Origin of the sequence: Undibacterium sp. SXout7W (assembly GCF_049339385.1) — a bacterium.
Lineage (GTDB): Bacteria > Pseudomonadota > Gammaproteobacteria > Burkholderiales > Burkholderiaceae_D > Undibacterium.
Window position 1 is genome coordinate 163443 of sequence record NZ_JBMPPF010000005.1, and the last position, 17542, is coordinate 180984.

At 48.6% G+C, this 17542-nt stretch carries 15 protein-coding genes; 1 reads left to right on the plus strand and 14 read right to left on the minus strand.

The window, feature by feature from the left end; all coding sequences use genetic code 11:
• The first annotated feature begins 8 nt into the window (after window positions 1-8).
• The gene (gene pbpC, locus ACO0LB_RS07190) at window positions 9-2231 is read left to right on the plus strand and encodes a penicillin-binding protein 1C (RefSeq protein ID WP_423047929.1); all 2223 of its coding nucleotides are present in this window, start codon (window positions 9-11) and stop codon (window positions 2229-2231) included.
• 12 nt (window positions 2232-2243) lie between these two features.
• On the opposite strand, the gene ACO0LB_RS07195 is transcribed toward pbpC, so the two are convergent.
• The 14 genes from ACO0LB_RS07195 to ACO0LB_RS07260 form a co-directional block, all read right to left on the minus strand.
• On the minus strand, window positions 2244-3797 hold the full coding sequence (locus ACO0LB_RS07195) for a DHA2 family efflux MFS transporter permease subunit (RefSeq protein WP_423047931.1): 1554 nt from the start codon (window positions 3795-3797) through the stop codon (window positions 2244-2246).
• A complete protein-coding gene (locus ACO0LB_RS07200) occupies window positions 3797-4996 on the minus strand; it encodes an efflux RND transporter periplasmic adaptor subunit (protein WP_423047933.1) in 1200 nt (399 codons plus the stop codon). Before ACO0LB_RS07200 ends, ACO0LB_RS07195 begins: the two co-directional genes overlap by 1 nt.
• Window positions 4996-6564 (minus strand): efflux transporter outer membrane subunit, encoded by a 1569-nt coding sequence (locus tag ACO0LB_RS07205; protein ID WP_423047934.1) that lies wholly within the window; start codon window positions 6562-6564, stop codon window positions 4996-4998. The genes ACO0LB_RS07200 and ACO0LB_RS07205 overlap by 1 nt, the downstream gene beginning before the upstream one ends.
• A 75-nt stretch (window positions 6565-6639) precedes the next feature.
• A complete protein-coding gene (locus ACO0LB_RS07210) occupies window positions 6640-7113 on the minus strand; it encodes a MarR family winged helix-turn-helix transcriptional regulator (protein ID WP_423047936.1) in 474 nt (157 codons plus the stop codon).
• A 108-nt stretch (window positions 7114-7221) separates the two neighbouring features.
• Window positions 7222-8940 carry a PhoH family protein gene (locus ACO0LB_RS07215; protein ID WP_423047938.1) on the minus strand — a complete coding sequence of 573 codons (1719 nt, stop codon included), beginning with the start codon at window positions 8938-8940 and terminating at the stop codon, window positions 7222-7224.
• 113 nt (window positions 8941-9053) lie between these two features.
• Entirely contained in the window at window positions 9054-9530 is a 477-nt protein-coding gene (locus ACO0LB_RS07220) for a peroxiredoxin (RefSeq protein WP_423047940.1), read from the minus strand.
• 43 nt (window positions 9531-9573) lie between these two features.
• Entirely contained in the window at window positions 9574-10509 is a 936-nt protein-coding gene (locus tag ACO0LB_RS07225) for a polysaccharide deacetylase family protein (RefSeq protein WP_423047942.1), read from the minus strand.
• A 19-nt stretch (window positions 10510-10528) separates the two neighbouring features.
• Complete coding sequence (locus ACO0LB_RS07230; protein ID WP_423047944.1) at window positions 10529-11569, minus strand: bifunctional UDP-4-keto-pentose/UDP-xylose synthase; 1041 nt, start codon at window positions 11567-11569, stop codon at window positions 10529-10531.
• A 54-nt stretch (window positions 11570-11623) separates the two neighbouring features.
• Window positions 11624-12547: a formyltransferase gene (locus ACO0LB_RS07235; protein ID WP_423047946.1), complete on the minus strand. Its 924-nt coding sequence runs from the start codon at window positions 12545-12547 to the stop codon at window positions 11624-11626.
• A gap of 10 nt (window positions 12548-12557) precedes the next feature.
• Window positions 12558-13523 (minus strand): glycosyltransferase, encoded by a 966-nt coding sequence (locus tag ACO0LB_RS07240; RefSeq protein WP_423047948.1) that lies wholly within the window; start codon window positions 13521-13523, stop codon window positions 12558-12560.
• A gap of 21 nt (window positions 13524-13544) precedes the next feature.
• Window positions 13545-14672: a DegT/DnrJ/EryC1/StrS family aminotransferase gene (locus tag ACO0LB_RS07245; protein ID WP_423048077.1), complete on the minus strand. Its 1128-nt coding sequence runs from the start codon at window positions 14670-14672 to the stop codon at window positions 13545-13547.
• Window positions 14673-14814: 142 nt separating this feature from the next.
• Window positions 14815-15186 (minus strand): EamA family transporter, encoded by a 372-nt coding sequence (locus ACO0LB_RS07250; RefSeq protein ID WP_423047950.1) that lies wholly within the window; start codon window positions 15184-15186, stop codon window positions 14815-14817.
• A gap of 4 nt (window positions 15187-15190) precedes the next feature.
• Window positions 15191-16972: a glycosyltransferase family 39 protein gene (locus tag ACO0LB_RS07255; protein ID WP_423047952.1), complete on the minus strand. Its 1782-nt coding sequence runs from the start codon at window positions 16970-16972 to the stop codon at window positions 15191-15193.
• Window positions 16969-17346 carry an Mth938-like domain-containing protein gene (locus ACO0LB_RS07260; RefSeq protein WP_423047954.1) on the minus strand — a complete coding sequence of 126 codons (378 nt, stop codon included), beginning with the start codon at window positions 17344-17346 and terminating at the stop codon, window positions 16969-16971. The genes ACO0LB_RS07255 and ACO0LB_RS07260 overlap by 4 nt, the downstream gene beginning before the upstream one ends.
• Between the last annotated feature and the right edge of the window lie 196 nt (window positions 17347-17542).

The window sequence follows — 17542 nt, forward strand, 5'->3', positions numbered from 1 at the left end:
TGTTGAGTATGTCATCGAGTACCTCATGGCGTTTTTCCTCCGTGCATGTGCTGCTTGCGGGTGCATTGTTATTGTCAGCCGAGCGTGCCTCCGCACTGAGCAGCTTTCAGGAGGTGCGCGCTGCTTATCAATCTTCAGAAGCAATATTGACAGATCGCCACGGTGTGATATTGCAACAGATGCGTGTGAATCCCAGAGAACGCAGGTTGTCATGGATACCACTGGATGACATCTCACCAGCAATGCGCAATGCCTTGTTATTTTCTGAAGACAAGCGTTTTTTTCAGCACTCCGGCGTGGACTGGAGTGCCGTTGCTGCGGCTGCCTGGGGTAATTTATGGAATAGCAGAACCCGTGGCGCCTCCACGATTACGATGCAATTGGCGGGTTTGCTGGAGGAAGATATCCGGCGTCGTTCCAGCGCAAGAACAACGGCACAAAAACTATCGCAGGCATGGATCGCACAATCACTGGAACAAACCTGGCGCAAAGATCAGATATTAGAAGCCTACCTGAATCTCGTTCCATTCAGAGGTGAATTGCTCGGTGTCCATGCTTTGTCCCGGATATTGTTTGAGAAGCATCCGAGCGGCCTGGATCAAATTGAGTCTGCCATCGCTGTTGCATTGATTCGTGCTCCCAATGCCAGCGCGGCTAAAGTGGCGGAGCGGGCTTGCAGTATTTTGCGCGAGCAGCGACAACCTGATTATTGCCAGAATCTGGAAGGGCAAACTTTACTGGCGTTTTCAAAACTGACTTCCAAAGCTGGAAACAGTATCGTCAATCATGGCAGTGACTCGACACCTAATACGGCTAATCTTGCGCCGCATCTTGCCCGGCGTTTATTGAAAAAAGACAGTGCCAGAGTTCAGTCAACTCTTGATGCCGGTGTTCAGACCGTGGCGCGCAATAGTCTGGTACGTCAGTTATCGTCGCTGGTAGATAGAAATGTGGAGGATGGTGCGGTCGTCGTATTGGATAATGCTAGTGGCGATGTTCTTGCCTGGGTGGGTTCCAGTGGCAGTTTATCGGATGCATCTCAGGTGGATGGTGTGCTGGCGTTGCGACAGGCGGGTTCTACGCTGAAGCCATTTTTGTATGAAATTGCCTTTGAAAAAAAATTGCTGACAGCCGCATCCATTCTTGACGATACCCCGGTTAATTTGCCGACAGCAAATGGCTTATATATTCCGCAGAATTACGATAAACATTTTAAGGGGATGGTCAGTGCGAGGACGGCACTCGCTTCTTCGCTCAATATTCCTGCTGTGCGGACATTGATCAGCGTGACGCCTTCGACCTTTTTTCAGTATTTGCAGAATCTGGGTTTGGGTTTGCGCGAGTCTGGCGAATATTACGGTTACAGTCTGGCATTGGGAAGTGCGGATGTCAGTTTGCTCAATTTAACCAACGCATACCGCACTTTGGCAAGGCAGGGATTATTCAGTCAGCCAAGAATGACTCTGTCTGCAAAATTGGATACGCCAAAACGTATTTTGAATCCGCAAGCAAGTTACATTGTTGGTGACATTTTAAGTGACCGTGCTGCCCGTGCTTTGACCTTTGGCCTGGAAAATGCACTGAGCACACGCATCTGGACCGCAGTGAAAACAGGCACATCAAAAGATATGAGGGATAACTGGTGCATCGGTTATTCCCAGCGTTATACGGTTGGCGTCTGGGTGGGGAATGCTTCAGGAGAGCCTATGTGGGATGTTTCTGGCATAACTGGTGCGGCTCCCGTGTGGCAGGAAGTCATGCACTACTTACACCAGCGAGATGGACAAAAAGCCTACAGCACTTCGCCTCCGCTGCCCTCCGATGTGCAGGTACGTCAGATTCACTTCAGTAGTCCTATCGAAGGAGATAGAAAAGAGCTGTTTTTGACAGGAACCGAGCAGGCTAATATCACTCTTGCTCTATCAGATACGATTGCCCCCAAAATTCGTTATCCGAAAACGGGAATGGTCGTGGCTCTTGATCCAGACATTCCCCCTGATCGTCAGAAACTGAGGTTGCAAGTCACGGGAATTCATCGCGCCATGCTGGTATTGGATGGAAAAAATCTCAGTTTGAGTACATCTAAAACCGCAGAGCCGGGACTACATTACGATTGGTTTCCCTGGCCAGGTAAACATATATTGAGTTTGCTGGACATGAATGGGGCTATCCTGGATCAACTGACATTTGAAGTGCGTGGCGCGGTATTGTCAAATACGGCGCCACGTTGATCTGGTGTATTGTTAATGCGCACCACCAGCATCAATGGGAGCAGATGATTTTTTTGGTCGGGTCATCCATACCAAGCTGATCAATGCCAGAAATGTCCATGCAGCCATATAAAAAATGTCTGTCGCTGCCATTGTGCTTGCCTGAACACTGATGACTCTATCGATTACCGCATGGGCTGCCGGTTCTGGCATTCCTTGCTGCATTAATCCCTGCACACTTTGTACGAATACCGGATAGCTGCTACCCGTATTTTCTGTGATGTGGGCATGGTGCATTGTTGTGCGGCTATCCCACATGGTGGTCATGATGGAGGCGCCCATACCTCCACACATAATCCGAACAAAATTGGATAATCCAGATGCGGCAGGAATTTTATCCGGTGACTGCCCAGATAATATGATAGAAGTCAGTGGGATAAAGAACATGGACATCGCAGCGCCTTGCAGCAGGGTCGGTATCATCAATGACATGGTATCGACATCTGTGGTGAAGCGTGAACGCATGAAAAAGACGATCGCAAACAGGATGAATGCAAGTGAAGCGACGCGTCTGGCATCCACCTTCGGTAAAATTTTACCGATAACAGGCGACAAAATGATCGCAAAAATTCCAACAGGTGCCATGACTTTCCCTGCTTCAGTCGCCGTGTAGGATAACTGCGTCTGCAACCACAAAGGCATAATCACGAGGCTTCCAAAGAACAAACCGTAGCCGATGGAAATCGCAATCACACCAGCCGAAAAATTTCGGCCTTTGAACAGCGATAAATCGACTACAGGATGATCCTGGCCCAACTCCCAGATCACAAAATAAATGAAACCAACAGCAGCAATCACGGTGAGTAGAATGATTTCGCCGGAGTTGAACCAATCCAGTTCTTTTCCCTTATCCAGCATTAACTGCAAAGCTGCGACCCAGATCATCAGAAGAAATAAACCCACTTTATCGATCGGAATGGCTTTAATGCTCGATTCCCGCTTTCGGTAAATTGACCAGGTTGCCCATACAGTAAATAAGCCGATGGGAATATTAATGTAAAAAATCCAGGGCCAGGAATAGTTGTCGGAAATCCAGCCACCAAGCAGCGGACCCATAATTGGTGCTACCAGGGTGGTCATTCCCCATAAAGCCAATGCCATAGAGCTCTTTGAAGGCGGATAACTACCCAGTAGCAATGATTGCGATAAAGGAATCATCGGACCTGCGACAGCCCCTTGCAGCACCCGGGCAGCAATTAACATCTCGATATTCGGAGCCATGCCGCATAGCCACGACGACAAGACGAATAGCAGGATGGATGTCATGAACAAACGTACTTGTCCAAATTGTGTCGTCAGCCATCCTGTCAGCGGAATAGAAATGGCGTTGGCAACAGCAAATGAGGTGATGACCCACGTTCCCTGTTGCGGAGAAACACCCAGATTACCCGAGATGGCAGGAATAGATACATTGGCGATAGATGAATCCAGCACATTCATAAATACTGCCAGCGACAGGGCAAGAGTACCCATTGACAGCTGGGAGCCTTTCAGTGGCGGATATGTCGCGCTGGTTTGCTGGCTCATTACTTCGCCTTGATATTTGCGTTAATGATTTCAGCAATACGCTGCTCGGCGTCTTTTCCGTGTTGTTCAAAGACCGATGTCTGATAGGCCGGTGAAGTACGGGCGGGTTGATTGGCAGTAACAGGAGCCCCTTGCTGTTGTGAGATATTGACTTCTGCTTGCATGGAGACGCCGATTCGCAATGGATGTGCTTTCAGTTCTTTAGGATCCAGAGAAATTCTGACAGGAACACGCTGCACTACCTTAATCCAGTTACCACTGGCATTTTGTGCTGGCAACAAAGCAAATGCAGAGCCTGTGCCGGCGGACATTCCGAGAACTTTTCCGTGGTATTCGACATTGCTGCCGTAGACGTCGGAGTGCAGGATAACGTCCTGACCTATGCGCATGTGAGCCAGTTGCACCTCTTTGAAGTTGGCATCGACCCACAACGAGTTTAAAGGAACGATAGACAGCAACGGTGCGCCGGGTGCTACGCGTTGTCCGATTTGAACTGCGCGCTTGGCAACATAGCCAGTTAATGGTGCGGGTATGCTGGTGCGGCTATATGCCAGCATCGTTTCACGTACTTTGGATGCTGCGCGTAATACATTCGGATGTTGGCTGACATTGGTGTTTTCGGTCAGAGCGCGGTTGGATGCCAATTGCTCTTTGGCTGCGAGTAATGCTGCCTCTGCTGTTTTGAGACTATTTTTAGCGTGTTCCAACTCTTCAGTAGAAACGGCACCAGTGCTCAGTAATTGCTGGCGTCGTGCCAGATCTGCCTTGGCGCGTTCCACATCGCTGCTACGCACATCGATATTCGCTTGCAGGCTACCGTTATTCGCAAATAAGACTTTCACTTCACGAACAGTCTGTGCCAGTTGTGCTTCCGCCTGATCCAGAGCCACTTTGGCATCTGACTTGTCAAAATCGACCAGTGGCTTACCAGCCTGAACCAATTCCGTATCATCCGCATTGATAGCGAGGACAGTTCCGGCTATTTGTGGCGTAACCTGCACGACGTTACCGGCAGCATAGGCATCTTCTGTATGTTCAATATTGCGAGCAAACATATACCACCAGATGCCATAAGCAATGGCTGCGATGACGAGAATGCTGGTAACAATTAATAAGGCTCCACGACGTTTGCCAGGGTCTGGTGCGGCCGGTGCTGGGGTTGATGTCGTATTTGTGGTGTTGTTTGCTGGCGTGCTCATTACTTTGCCTCCGATTTGTTGGATGCTGGGATCATTGTTTTGGATGTTTGAGATATTGGTTTTGTTTGGCTCGTGGGTACGGTTGCCAAGGCTTTACGATCGTATCCACCTCCGAGTGCCTTGATCAGGTTGATCTGGCTATCTGCATGTCGTATTGCAATATCAAGCGATATTTTTTTCTGTGTCAGTAATGCAGCTTCTGCGCTAAGAACAGGTAATACATTGGCTGTGCCGGCCTTTTGCCTCTGTTGTGCCAGTTGCAGTACGGCGTTGGCAGCTGCTTCGGAAGCCTGTTGCTGCTGAGCTTGCACTTCGCTTGATTGCAGTGTTTTTACCTGATCTGCTATCTCGCGCAGTGCATCGGTCAGGCTTTGATTATAGGTGGCGACAGCTGCATCGTAGCTGGCCACTTTGCTTTTGAGCTGGGCACGCAAACGTCCGCCTTCAAAGATAGGTAAACGGATTGCTGGCCCAGCGCCAATGATCGTGCTTCCGGTATTGAGTAATTTATCCAGACCGAGGCTGGATACACCTGCGAAACCGACGAGATTAATGTTCGGATAAAACTGTGTTTTAGAGACATCAATCTCTCCCTGCACCGCTTCGACTCTCCAGCGCGCCGCAACGATGTCTGGGCGTCGCGCCATCAATTCCAGTGGCAAATCGGCAGGTACTCCCGATTGTGTGGATGCAGAAAAAACAGGGCGTCCAATCTGATGACCACGCTCCGGACCAGCGCCTAATAATGCGGCGAGCTGATTCCGGCTCAGGGCAATCGCTTCCTGCCACAGAATCATGTCATTTTTAATGGAGGATGTCTGGATCAGTCCTTGCTGTACTTCTGATTTTGTTTCTAATCCTGCTCTGACTCTTTGCGCCGTCAGTTGGTCCAGTTTTTCGCGGACTTGTAATTGTTGATTGCTGATTTCGAGTTGCGCATATTGACGTGCAAGCTGCAGCCAGGTGCGTGCAATGGCATTGCTTAGCATCAGCCTGGTACTTTGTTGTTCGGCTTCTGCGACTTTTTCCTGTGATAGTGCGGTACGCATTTCTGCGCGATGCTTGCCCCAGAAGTCGAGTTCATAACTGAAGTTCAATGCAAGCTGATTATTGGTTTTGTAATTGCCCGCCAGAGGTGGTGGAATCAGACCATTTTCCGTAAACCGTTGATAGGTACTGTCCAGGCTGGCATTGACAGATGGCAGCTCGTTGGCGCCAACTGACTCGCTCAGTGCTTTGGCCGCGCTGATGCGTGCTGCGGCAATTTGAAGGCTGGGATTGTTTGCCAGACCAGCATCAATCAAATCCTGTAAGTCTTGACCACCGATATGTTGAGCCCATTGGCTATCAGGCCATTGGTTTTCACTCCATTTTGATCGTTGTTGCGTCTGTCCTTTTTGTTCTGCATAAAGACCTGCAGACATCTCGGAAGACAATGATTTCATTGTCGCCTGACTTTGTATGCCGTGAAAGCTGACGCAAGCCGACAGCATTGCTATTGCACCAATCGCAATGGCGTGCCGGGCAAAATGTCTGGTGCTGGGCATAGTAGATAAATAAGGTGTCATGTGAGTACAGTGATAGAGAAAGTTTGCACTACAAATTAGATAATTACTCAATAAATTAATTGACTAAGCAATGATTTATTTTTTGGATTCAAGTAATGGACGATTCGCGAGTAACTTGCGTAACAGTGATTTGAGAAAGCCAATTTCTTCTTCAGTAAAGCCTGTAAAACCGATATTCAGCACTTCGCGATAAACGGGGGGGAGTTTGGCAGACAATTCTTTGCCGGCCTCGGTCAGTTCGAGCCGATACAGTCGTTTATCTTTTTCATTGACGACGCGTTGTATCAGCCTTTTTTTTTCAAGTTTATCCAGAGTGCGCTTCATGGCAGCAGAATCAATCAGAAGTTCTCTGGAAAGATCTGCAGCCGTAGTACATCTTTTCATTGCCAGCATGACGAATACACTACTTTGTGCATGAGTGATATCAAGATCGCGCAGAGATTCATCGACTGCTCTGCTGAGCATGGTTCTGGCTCTTGCGATCAGATAACCTACGCTGTCTTCAGCCTGAGCTGCATCGAATTTTATGACGTCATTTTCGGTATTCATGGTGATGGATAATCATTGACTAGGCAATAGTCTACATCAAGTGATTTTTTTTTGCAGGACGTAAAAAAAGCGCTGCAATTGCAGCGCTTTTGAGATGTACAAATTATTTTATAAAATTTCACTTGCGTGATCGGCGAGGCGAGAACGTTCGCCACGGGCCAATGTGACGTGCCCACTATGCGCCCACCCTTTAAAGCGGTCGACCACATAAGTCAAACCACTGGAACCTTCCGTCAGATATGGGGTGTCAATCTGCGCAATATTGCCCAGGCAAATGATCTTGGTTCCTGGACCTGCACGGGTGACCAGTGTCTTGACTTGTTTTGGTGTGAGATTTTGTGCCTCATCAATAATCAGGAATTTGTTGACGAAGGTGCGGCCACGCATAAAATTCAGCGATTTAATTTTAATTTTCGAGCGGATCAGGTCCTGTGTTGCAGCCCGTCCCCAGTCGCCGGCGTCATTGTCGGATTTGTTCAGGACTTCCAGATTGTCATCAAAGGCTCCCATCCATGGAGACATTTTTTCTTCTTCGGTACCAGGCAGGAAGCCGATATCCTCGCCAACCGGAACTGTCACACGAGTGACGATAATCTCATTATACGTTTTGGTTTCAAGCACTTGTGCCAGGCCCGCAGCCAGAGCCAGCAAAGTCTTACCGGTGCCTGCTTGTCCCAGTAATGTGACGAAATCGCATTCAGGATCCATTAACAGATTGAGAGCGAAGTTCTGCTCACGATTACGCGACGTAATACCCCATACGCTATGTTTGATATGGCCATAATCACGCAATGTCTGCAGAACTGCAGTTTTGCCGTTGATTTGTCTGACCTGACCATAGAACGATGCTTCGCCGTTTTTGGGTTCCAGATAGACAAACTGATTGACCAGCAGGCTAGGAATAACCGGACCTGTAATTCGGTAAAATGTTGTGCTCAGACCGTTACGGTTTTCTTGCCAGGTTTCTATGCCCTTGCCGTGTTTATTCCAGAAGTCATCAGGCAATTGCACTATGCCGGAATACAATAAATCTGAATCTTCCAGCACGTGATCATTGAAATAATCTTCAGCTGGCAATCCCATGGCACGCGCTTTAATGCGCATGTTGATATCTTTTGATACCAGTACGATAGGCCGCCCAGGGAATTCTTGCTCAAGCGCACGAACGACGCCCAAAATCTGGTTATCAGCTTTGCCCTGTGGCAAGCCGCGCGGTAATTCTCCGATTTGCAGTTTGGTTTGGAAGTACAGGTGGCCTTTGGCATCTTTATTGCCAAGTTTGGACAACAAAATACCTTTTTCTATATCGTGATGATCAATGTCACCAACCAGTGCATCCAGTGAGCGTGACACTTGACGGGCATTACGTGCTACTTCCGACATTCCTTTTTTATGATCATCCAGCTCTTCCAACGTGATCATTGGCAGGTAAATATCATGTTCTTCGAATCGGAATAACGATGATGGATCATGCATCAACACATTGGTATCGAGCACAAACAGTTTGGTTACACCGGATTTATCTGCAGCACGACTGGTGCCGGACTTGACCCGGCTATCCTGGATTTTATTTTTTGCTGCTGCAGCGACAGCAGTTGCTGTGCTTACTTTTGCTACAGGTGCAGATTGCTCAGCAACGATAATATTTGCGGTCACTGGAACTGCACTCGTTTTCTTTCTGGGAGTTGAGCTTGCTGCAACGACAGGCTTGGATTTTTCTGCTGATACAGTTTTTACCGTCTTACTGAGTTTGCTTTTGTCTGCCGTTGGGTAATCTTTGGTGGACAGCAGCGCAGCTGGTTTTGTCGGCATTTTAGGCAATGGCATGAAAACCTCAATCAATAGTGAGAGCTGAAAAATTAAAAAGCCGCTGCGACGACCCCAGTATTACTGGTTATGCCATCGGCGGCTTTTATGTATGAAAAATAGGTGGAGTTCAATTAGCTTTTTGCGCTCACAAATTCAAGTACTTCATCAACGTGTCCTGCAACTTTAACGCCTCTCCATTCTTTCACTAATGTACCTGTTGCGTCAATCACAAACGTGCTGCGTTCTATGCCTCTGACTTGTTTGCCATACATGTTTTTCATTTTCATGACGTTAAACAACTGGCAAAGTGTTTCATCTGGATCGGAAATTAGTTCAAATGGCAGCGCCAGTTTGTTTTTAAATCCTTCATGAGAACGAAGGCTGTCACGGCTGATGCCAAAAACTTCGGTATTAGCCTGTTGAAAACCTGCATAGGCTTCTCGGAACGCAATACTTTCTGTTGTACATCCGGGGGTATTATCTTTTGGGTAAAAATAAATCACCAGATTTTTGCCAGAATAATCGCTGAGTTGAAATTCTTTGCCGCTGGTCATCGGGGCGGTAAAGTGCGGAACCTGGCAATGCAATGCGGAAGGGGCGTCAGCCACTGTCGTCTCCTTAGTTAGGGGTGGAGAAAGCATCGCTGACGGGCTAGAGCAGGGCGATCAATTCTCCGGAACGTCCCGGTAAGCTCGCCCAGGACAAGGGGCGTATCGGTAATTCCTGGTGTTGTATGGCGGTGTAGTAATCTGCCATAGATATGCAGCGATAGCCTTGTTTCTGCCAGCCTGTCAGCAATTCCTCAAATATGGGGGCGAGTTTTTGCCCTTCAAGTTCAGCATGCAAGGTAAATACATGATCTCGTGCAGATTTCGTCAATGACAGGATATGTTGCGCGATATTGCTGATCGTAATTTCCTTATCGGCGATAGTTCTACCCAGTAATTCATCAAGTGTCGGTAGTGTGGTAGGCATTTGTATGCAAGACTGGACCTCGGACGCAATTTGCAGACGGTAAGGTCCATACGCTGGATTGGCAAGACTACCATCCTCCTTGAGCATGGCTCTTCCATCTGATGCATACGCCATGCCAAACTGATCGAGTTGTGCAAAGGCATGCGCATTCATTTGCCAGCCTGCCGCGCCATGCGTTTTTGGCGGTGTGCCGAAAATTTGCTGAAACTTGCGACTGGCTTGCTGCATCTGGTGCTGAGTCCAGGTCGCATCTTTATGGCGTACATTATCTTGCCAGACCACATGATCCCATGTGTGGATGCCGCACTCAAAGCCGGCAGCTTGTACAGCCCGCATTTCCGCGGTGCAACTGCCTATGTCTGGTGCTGGCAGCAGCACACCATACATCAGCGTTTTAATACCATAATGTTCCACGACAGAAGTACGTGATACTTTCTGAAAAAATCCCGGGCGAAATGCGCGTCGCAAAGCCCAGCCTGTGTGATCTTTTCCCAGTGAAAAAAGAAACGTGGCACCTGCCTGATGCTTTGTCAGAAGGCGTACCAGATTGGGTACGCCTTCTTTGGTGCCGCGATAGGTATCGACGTCAATCTTAAGAACAATAGAGGGCATGCTGAATATCGTCGTTGGCTTAGTCCATCAAGGCGCGTGCTTCTGCGACTTGTGAGCGGTAAGCATCAAAAATATTGCGCATCGTGTCTTGCATCGTCGTGACCGGCTTCCAGCCGAGTTCTTCGCAGGTGTTGGTGATTTTTGGTACACGGTTTTGTACGTCCTGGTATCCCTTGCCGTAGTAAGCGGCAGAGGTGGTTTCTGTCAGTCCGACTTTTTTAGCTGTTTCCGCGTACTCTGGGTATTCTGCTGCCAGATCCAGCATCATGTGCGCCAGCTCGCGAATAGAAAAGTTATTAGTCGGATTGCCGATGTTATAAATCTTGCCGGACGCAATGCCATTTTTGTTGTCGATGATGCGCATCAGAGCATCAATACCGTCATCAATATAAGTGAAAGCACGTTTTTGTGCGCCGCCATCCACCAGCGAAATGTTTTCGCCACGAACGATGTGACCAAAGAATTGCGTTACTACGCGTGAGCTGCCTTCTTTTGGTGTATGGATATTATCCAGACCAGCACCGATCCAGTTAAATGGGCGGAACAGCGTGAAGTTCAGACCTTCCATGCCATAGCCCCAGATGACGCGATCCATCAGTTGCTTGGCACAGGAATAAATCCAGCGTGGCTTGTTGATCGGACCGCAGATCAGTTCAGATTCTTCCGGATCGAACTCTTCATCGTGGCACATGCCGTAGACTTCGGATGTAGAAGGGAAGACCAGATGCTTGCCGTATTTGGCAGCCGAACGCACGATCGGCAAGTTTGCTTCGAAATCCAGTTCAAACACGCGCAATGGTTGTTTGACATAAGTGGAAGGTGTGGCGATCGCGACCAGCGGCAGAATGACGTCGCATTTTTTGACGTGGTATTCAACCCATTCTTTGTTGATGGTGATGTCACCCTCAAAAAAATGCATACGTGGATGATCGATCAGACTGCCCAGACGCTCGGTTTGCATGTCCATGCCATACACTTCCCAGTCTGTGGTTTCCAGAATACGTTTGGACAGATGGTGACCGATAAAACCGTTCACGCCGAGAATAAGGACTTTTTTCATGGTGAGTTTTTCTTTAATAAATGTAGATTGCGTTGCCAGCATTCATTGCAGCGATCAGGCCGCGTTGCACAATTGTTGCAATTCTTTTGCTGAGACTGTTTTGTCATCGCAGCGTAATTCAATGATGCGCACCGTGTGGCCATCGCCACACACGCCAAGTATGACATTATCCACTACATGCAAGCCCGGCGGCAAATTTGCAGCAGGAATATCGGAAAGTCTTGCTTTTACAATCACAAATTGTTTCCTATGTAATTCAGTAAATGCGCCTGGATAGGGTGGAGCAACTGCTCTATGCAGGTTGTAGACCTGCTGTGCTGTATGTTGCCAGTTGATGCGACCATCTTCGGGCTTTCGGCCTCCAAAATAGCTACCTTTAGAGAGCTCATTGGGTAGTCTGTTGAATGTCCCATCAAGCAGGCCCGGCAATGCAGACCACAGAGTTTGTTCGGCAGCGACTGTCAGTTTGCCAAATACCTCATAGGCCGTGTCGTCAGGCAGAATCGGAACAGCCGTCTGCGCAATAATGGCACCGGCATCTGGCTTGGCAGCCATTTCATGCAAAGTGGCACCTGTTTCTGTTTCGCCATGTAAGACTGCCCAATTGACGGGCACGCGGCCTCGATATTTGGGGAGCAGCGAGCCATGAAGGTTATACGCTCCGCGTGAAGCCAGTTCCAGAAGTTTGACTGGCAACATGTGACGGTAATAGAAACTGAAAATGAAATCAGGCGCAATATGTGCTATTTGATCCAGCAGTTCTTGTGATTGCGGATCATTCGGTGTGATAAACGGGATATTGCGTTCCTGACACAAAGCGGCAACCGATTCAAACCAGATGGTTTCAGCCGGATTGTCCTGATGTGTGACGACCAGGGCAATCTTGATCCCACGGGCAAGCAAGGTCTGTATGCAGCGCACACCGACATTGTGATAGGCAAAAACGACAGCCGTAGCGGAGTTGTTCAAGGGTTTCATGTTGTCCATATCATTCGCTTTCCGGCTGGTCGTCGCCGGACTGCTCCAGTATGGTCTGTACCACATAACGGGGACGTCCCCGGACTTGCTGGTAAATTCGACCTACGTATTCTCCTAGCAATCCAATGCCAAACAGAATTACGCCCATCATGAAAAAGGCAATCGCGAACAAGGTGAACAAGCCTTCTGCTTCTGCGCCAAGAATAAAGCGGCGGATGAACAGGAGCAGGACTAAACCTCCTGAAAGCACAGATAGCACCATTCCCAGCATCGAAAACCATTGCAGGGGCATGATGGAGAAACCTGTCATCAGGTCAAAATTCAGACGAATCAGGCTATATAGCGAATATTTCGACTCGCCTGCGGCACGTTCTTCATGCTCGACGATAATTTCCGTTGGTTTACGCGCAAAGGTATAGGCCAGTGCGGGAACGAAAGTATTTACTTCGCTGCACTGGTTAATCAGATTAATGACGTTGCGACCATAGGCGCGCAACATATTTCCCTGGTCGGTAATTTTGATCCGCGTGATTTTTTCACGAAAGCGATTCATCGCCTTGGAGGCATACGTTCTCCATGCGGAATCCTGACGCTTCCGGCGGATTGATCCTACGTAGTCATAGCCTTCGCGCATTTTATCGACCAGCGCACCAATTTCTTCAGGTGGGTTTTGCAAATCAGCATCAAGCGTGACAACGATGTCACCCCTGGTGGCCTCAAATCCAGCCAGAATCGCCATGTGCTGACCATAATTGCCATTAAACAGCACGACTCGCGTGACATCAGGGCGCAGCCGGTACTGATCGGCGAGCAGGGCAGGAGTGTTATCGCGACTGCCGTCATTCACAAACACGATTTCGTAACTAATGCCACGCGCCGCCAGGGCATCCAGCGCCGGATACAGGCGGGCATACAATTTGGCGAGGCCAGATTCTTCGTTATAAACGGGAATGACGACGGAGAGTTCGGGTTTCATTGGTATTGTTGTTGGCCGATTTCAAAGAAGGCAGGATTTTACCGCAGACACGACTCTTTCGACATCTGAGTTTGTCATAGAGGGGAATAAGGGCAAGGTTACAATCTGTTTGCCTATGCGTTCTGCAATCGGGAACATGCCATCAGTAAAGCCGCGTTCGCGATAGTACGTAAACAGATGAATAGCGCGATAGTGATAACCGAGGCCGATTTTCTGGTCCAGCATTGTTTGCATGAAGTCTGCACGATGAATGCGTTCAGGTAACACCAGATGGAACATATGCCAGTTGCTGTGTTCAAAATCTGCTACGGGCAATTCAGCACCGCTGCTGGCTTCAAAATCGTTGCCGAAGCAGTCAAAGTAATGTTTTGCAAGCGATGCGCGTTTGGCGTTAAATTCAGCCAGATGCTTCATTTGGCCTAAACCTATCGCCGCTGCGATATCCGTCATATTGTATTTGCCGCCGAGCACATCAACGTCAATGCCATCCAGTCCGCTGCGGGTAACACCTTGCAGGCGATATTTTTCCGCCAGACGTACTTCCTCGGCATTATTCAACACCAGGCAGCCGCCTTCACCAGTCATGATATTTTTATTGACCTGAAAACTGAACGAAACGAAATCACCAAAGGAGCCGATACGTTTTCCTTTCCAGGTAGAGCCTATCGCCTGAGCGGCATCTTCAATGACACGCAGTTTGTATTTGTCCGCAATGGCGTACAGCCTGTCCATGTCACATGGCAAGCCGCACATGTGTACCGGGATGATCGCTTTGGTACGGGAGGTGATCACTGCTTCGACTTTGTCCAGATCAATGTTGTGAGTCTTTGGGTCGATATCCGCAAATACAGGCGTGGCACCGGTTTCGATGATGACATTGGCCGTGGCGACCCACGAGTTTGGTGTCGTAATGACTTCATCCCCTGTGCCTATGCCTGCGATACGCAGGGCAATTTCCATCGTGCAAGTGCCAGAGTTGAAAGTCCGCACTGGGCGTCCTCCAAAATACTCAGACAACTGCGCTTCGAGTGCCTGAACGTTTGGGCCACTGGTCAGCCAGCCGGAGCGCAGCACATTGGCAACGGCCGCAATAGTGTCCTCATCAATGGTGGGTTTGGTAAAAGGCAGAAATGCAGTGGTGTCGCTCATCATGATCCTTTGGTCAATATATACTGGGTAGAGTATATTTTTATCTGCTTGTAAATATAACGTGGAGCGCCATTTTTTTTAGCATACTCCCGTTTTTTCTTCATTTTAATGCAATGTGGAATGTTCTTCTGTAAGAAAAAGTTTAACTTTTCACGAGTAGCGCCACGCCGATAATGATGACGCCGATCGCCAGCATGCGTTGCATCGACATGACTTCTCCCAGGAAATACCAGGCTCCGATCGCATTCACGATATAGCCAATCGAGAGCATGGGGTAGGCAATGGTGACATCAACACGCGATAAACCGATAATCCATACAACGACAGAAATGACATAGCAACTCAGGCCGCCGATGATGGGTAGCTGCGTTGCCAGTTGCAATCCGGTAGAAAACCAGTTGTCCGCGGTCAGGTGAATAGCACCGACTGCATTGGTACCTTTTTTGAGCAAAAGTTGCGCCATAGCATTTAATAAAATGCCGGTAAGGATAAAGCCAAAAGTATTTATATTCATATCGTTAATGAGAGGGTGACGGGCCTGCTGCTGGTGTTGGCGGTACAGAGGCAGTTGGTATTGTTTGTGAGGAAGCGTGTGCCGAATTCACTGGGGGCGGTGTCGCGATGATGACACGTCTCGGGTCTTCACCAATGACTCGCATCGCAAGTTGTTGTGCCTTGAATTCTGCGTAAATATCTGTACGAACAATCGCGACAGCCGATTCCCCTTTACTGATGTGCCTATTCCAGCGCGCGATGAAATCTTCGCGTTTTGGTATCCACAATTCAGGTTGCTGTTCCAGTCCAAATTGCATTTCATCCGGAAACTCCACCAAAGTCAGCGTGTGCTGCAAGTAAAACGGCAATGCCTGCTCGTAGCGACCTACTGCGTATATAGGTGTTGTTGGTTGTTTCAATTCTGCTTGTATCGCGGGTATGTGGGCTGTTCCTGCAATATATTTCCCCCAGGGATCATGTCCTAAAAATGCAATCTGGCCAGCCACAAAGCCCGTCGCCGCAAGAATAATACAAGCCCAATCTTTACCTGCTAGCCCTTTACGCGCTAACAGCCACGCTGCGATTCCTCCTGCCAGTGTCAGTCCTGCCGCGATTGCCAGCCACGGAGCATACCCCTGATACAGCGGTATTTCATAGGGAGTAGTACCCATGCCAGCAGCTTTGTTGATGAATAACAAACCAACCAGACCAATCATCCCAAACAGTATTGCGGCGATTTGCATGGACCGCGCGGATGCTCGTTCCAGGAATACGGCGATCAATAGTGCCAATGCCGGGAAAATCGGCAAAATATACCCCGGTAATTTAGAGCCTGAAATGCTGAAAAAGAAAAAGAAAAATACCGACCACACAAGCAGTAATTTGCGTGCCTGAAACAAACCCTTATCCTTGCCGACGCCAGCCCATAAGCCTTGCAACAGAAAACCCAGCCAAGGAACAATCCCCAGAATCAGAAATGGGAAAAAGTAATACCACGCGCCGCCACGTTTATGTACGTTACTGGTAAAACGATCAAAATGTTCGTGAATGAAAAAGAAATGCGGATGTTCAGGATTTTTTAATGCAATCAATATAAACCAAGGTGCCGTGACCGCAAAAAAAAGCAACAAGCCTTTCACCAGATGCAAGCGCGTCCATAGCGCAATATCACGCGTCCACAAGGTATAAAGTACCAATACGGCGCCGGGTAAAACAAAGCCGATTAATCCTTTTGACATGGTGGCCAACGCCATTCCCAGCCAGCACAACAGCATGCCATGACGCTGCTCTCGTGTACTGGCATGCTCCCTTTGCGCCAGCAACAGTCCACATAAACTCAGTGTCATCATGCCGGATAAGCCCATGTCCAGAGAATTGACATGTCCCATGCCAGCCCAGTAAAAACTGGAGCCCAGGACCAATGCAGCACTGATTCCCACACGTCGGCTGAATACTTTTGTACCTGTGTACGCAACCATTGCCACGCCAGCCAAACCACACAGGCCCGTCCATAAACGTGCCTGCCAGTCACCTAGCCCGAATGCGGCGAAACTAAGTGCATTCATCCAGTTTTGTAATGGCGGTTTTTCGAAATATTTGATGCCGTTCAGGCGCAATGTAATCCAGTCGCCAGTTGCCAGCATCTCTCTGGCCATTTCTGCATAGCGACCTTCATCCGTCGGTACCAGTGTTCTGGCACCCAGCATATACAGCCAGATCAGAAGAAATGCTATCGTAATTGCCCATAAAGTGCGTGGACTGTCGTAAGGCGAGGAAGATGAGTGCGGTGTCGGGGATGATTTCATGCAGCATCCATAATCAGCGCCAGCGCGACTTTGCGACCTTCCGCCATCAAAATATTGTAGGTGCGGCAGGCTGCCTTATTATCCATGCACTCGACGCCTATGCGACGCGCCGCCAATGCGGCAGTCAATTTAGGATGAATGAATTTTTGTCTGTTACCTGTGCCTAAAATCACAACATCAGGTGCAGTTGCTTCAATTTGAGCGATATGTTCGGCAGTCAGTTGCTCGAATTGCTGAACAGGCCAGGCGGCAGGTTTGGTTTCGGGAAGTACGATCAGGCTGTGTTTGAATAAAATCGCATTGATTTCAACGCTGTCTGTTTCGTATCCGGTAATAGTCTGGTATTGCTGAGTATGGGTAGAGTGCAGCTTCATCTTTGGGCTCAGTGTTAGGCATGTGTTATGCGAATGCCGCATTGTAACTTTTTTTGCCTGTCATACGCTGCGCGAGCCATGATAATCACGAGCGTGATCAGCGTAGCTGATCGTAGTGGCTGATCGTAGTGGCTGATTGAATAGACTGAAAATGATATGAAAATAGCCTTACGTCATTATTTCTATTGTGAAACAA

What these genes read in the sequence shown, in the direction of transcription:
- pbpC (WP_423047929.1), top strand. Translation starts at nt 9, where the DNA reads ATGTCATCGAGTACCTCATGGCGTTTTTCCTCCGTGCATGTGCTGCTT.
- ACO0LB_RS07195 (WP_423047931.1), bottom strand. Translation starts at nt 3,797, where the DNA reads ATGAGCCAGCAAACCAGCGCGACATATCCGCCACTGAAAGGCTCCCAG.
- ACO0LB_RS07200 (WP_423047933.1), bottom strand. Translation starts at nt 4,996, where the DNA reads ATGAGCACGCCAGCAAACAACACCACAAATACGACATCAACCCCAGCA.
- ACO0LB_RS07205 (WP_423047934.1), bottom strand. Translation starts at nt 6,564, where the DNA reads ATGACACCTTATTTATCTACTATGCCCAGCACCAGACATTTTGCCCGG.
- ACO0LB_RS07210 (WP_423047936.1), bottom strand. Translation starts at nt 7,113, where the DNA reads ATGAATACCGAAAATGACGTCATAAAATTCGATGCAGCTCAGGCTGAA.
- ACO0LB_RS07215 (WP_423047938.1), bottom strand. Translation starts at nt 8,940, where the DNA reads ATGCCATTGCCTAAAATGCCGACAAAACCAGCTGCGCTGCTGTCCACC.
- ACO0LB_RS07225 (WP_423047942.1), bottom strand. Translation starts at nt 10,509, where the DNA reads ATGCCCTCTATTGTTCTTAAGATTGACGTCGATACCTATCGCGGCACC.
- ACO0LB_RS07230 (WP_423047944.1), bottom strand. Translation starts at nt 11,569, where the DNA reads ATGAAAAAAGTCCTTATTCTCGGCGTGAACGGTTTTATCGGTCACCAT.
- ACO0LB_RS07235 (WP_423047946.1), bottom strand. Translation starts at nt 12,547, where the DNA reads ATGAAACCCTTGAACAACTCCGCTACGGCTGTCGTTTTTGCCTATCAC.
- ACO0LB_RS07240 (WP_423047948.1), bottom strand. Translation starts at nt 13,523, where the DNA reads ATGAAACCCGAACTCTCCGTCGTCATTCCCGTTTATAACGAAGAATCT.
- ACO0LB_RS07245 (WP_423048077.1), bottom strand. Translation starts at nt 14,672, where the DNA reads ATGAGCGACACCACTGCATTTCTGCCTTTTACCAAACCCACCATTGAT.
- ACO0LB_RS07250 (WP_423047950.1), bottom strand. Translation starts at nt 15,186, where the DNA reads ATGAATATAAATACTTTTGGCTTTATCCTTACCGGCATTTTATTAAAT.
- ACO0LB_RS07255 (WP_423047952.1), bottom strand. Translation starts at nt 16,972, where the DNA reads ATGAAATCATCCCCGACACCGCACTCATCTTCCTCGCCTTACGACAGT.
- ACO0LB_RS07260 (WP_423047954.1), bottom strand. Translation starts at nt 17,346, where the DNA reads ATGAAGCTGCACTCTACCCATACTCAGCAATACCAGACTATTACCGGA.